The organism is Endozoicomonas sp. ALE010, assembly GCF_049310165.1.
Classification (GTDB): Bacteria; Pseudomonadota; Gammaproteobacteria; order Pseudomonadales; family Endozoicomonadaceae; genus Endozoicomonas.
Genome location: NZ_JBLYNV010000174.1, coordinates 1 through 1,931 on the forward strand (window position 1 = coordinate 1; position 1,931 = coordinate 1,931).

A 1,931-nucleotide genomic window follows, 5' to 3' on the forward strand; every position below is an offset into this window, starting at 1 on the left:
GATGGACAGGAAGTTATCCCGGAGCAGTTTGTCCATGGCCCGCAGGCCGTGGGCGCAACACACCAGCCGTTCAAGGGGCCATTTCAGATAGATCCGGTCGTTGATGGTTATCTCTTCACCAAAGTCCCAGATGGCCTGCAGCGCCCGGACATTGTTATTTTGGAAGTCGTTGATCTGCCACATATAGCGGTCATGGATCGCCTGGCCCCGGTCCGCATAAAGTTTCAGCAGTTTTTTGCCCTGCGGGCCTACCTGCGGCGGGTGGCTGTCGGTGACGGAGGCGGTGGGGGTCGCAACAGGTTGAGCGGTTTGACTCGGTACGATCGTTGGCGACGATGACTCCGCGTCGGTACAATCGTGAATGGCCGACGGGGTCGCCTCAGACGGGGTCGCCTCAAAGTGAGCTGTTGGTGTTTGGGTAGTGGATGTGGGTAGTGGCGAAGTGGATAGTGGTGAAGTGGATGGCTGTGAAGTGGATAGTAGCGAAGTGGATAGTTGAGGAGGCGATAAAAGCCGGGCCAGGGCCGAGGTGTCAGCCAGTCCCGGTTCAGCCAGGTGGCAGGGAATGGTGTCCTGATCCTGGAACACCGCCTCATAGTCTGCGGGGTTCTGGAATATCTTCAGGTAATCGATTGGAAAATATTCCCTGTCTTCCAGCTCTCCCATGTTGGCGATAAAGTGGGCCTGCTCAGCCCGGATGATCCGGTTGGTGGCCGCCACATCCCCGGGGTCCAGACTGGCTTGTGGCAGGGTAAACTCATCATCAGCGACGGTGGTATTGTGTATGGCCTGCAACAGGTGTCGGTTCGGCCGGGGCACCCTGAGATCGTTGTCCTGTGGCTCATGATCCAGGCTGTCTGCCAGCCCCTGGAGAAAGTCCCAAAACGGGGCCGATAAACCGGAAGGCTGGTGCAACAGGGCATTGACCGTGCTATCCATGCTCCGGGCGTTGAACCCCTGGAATATCTCTGACTCCGCCGTCTCTTCCATAGGAAAGCCGGTAGCCTTGATCATATTGAAACGGGCTTCACCGTACTGCGCATACATATTCAGGAACTGGTTGACCAGGTCAGCAATAATGGCCTCCCAGGCAGGATGCCCGACGGTCATGCCAGGCTGCATGGCTGGATCATGGCTGGCATCATATTGGATGCATTGCCGGGCAAGACTGCTGATGATCAGGAAGTTGTCCCTGAGCTGCCGGTCCATGGCCCGCAGGCCGTGTGCACAACACAGCAGCCGCTGCACCGGCCATTTAAGATAGATCCTGTCGTTGATTTCTATCTCTTCATAACTGCGTTCGATCATCTCCATTGCCCAGGCATTGTTATTTTCGATGTCGTTTATTTGCCGGGCATAGGCCTTATGGATTTGCTGTCCCCGGTCCGCATACAGTTTCAACAGCTTTCTGTCCTGTGGCCCCATCGGCTCCTGGTGGTTTTCAGTGACCGGGGATGAGGTGGGGGTCGCAACCGGCTCGGCGGGGGTACTGGATACCCGCCGGGCGGTGTCGGTTTCAGCATCGTCGGTGGCTGAGGACGATGGGCGTGTTGCGGTGTTGGTGGCTTGTGCGGCAGACGACGACGGTATTTTTAGCGATGTTGACGGTTTTTTCGTAATCTCTGATAAGTTTTCTGATGCCTCGGTGGCATCAATCGACGAACTCAACTCCGGTGAGATCCGGACCATTGTGCTGGATGACAGTGCCTGGGTGCTTGTCATCCCTGATGGCGTTACCGATACATCGGTGGTATTCATCGACGAACTCAGCTCTGGTGAGAACGGAGCCATAGTGTTGGATGACAATGCCTGAGTGCTTGCCATGCCTGACGGAGTCACAGACACATCGGTGGTATTCATCGACGAACTCAGCTCTGGTGAGAACGGAGCCGTAGTGTTGGATGACAATGTTTGAGTGCTTGCCATCCCGG

At 56.3% G+C, this 1,931-nt stretch carries 1 protein-coding gene; it reads right to left on the reverse strand.

Annotated features, from left to right (window positions below):
* Positions 1-1,908, reverse strand: a 1,908-nt coding sequence (locus ACO6UY_RS24580; RefSeq protein ID WP_422491678.1) for a hypothetical protein, incomplete at its 3' end; no start/stop codon positions are given.
* Positions 1,909-1,931: the final 23 nt, after the last annotated feature.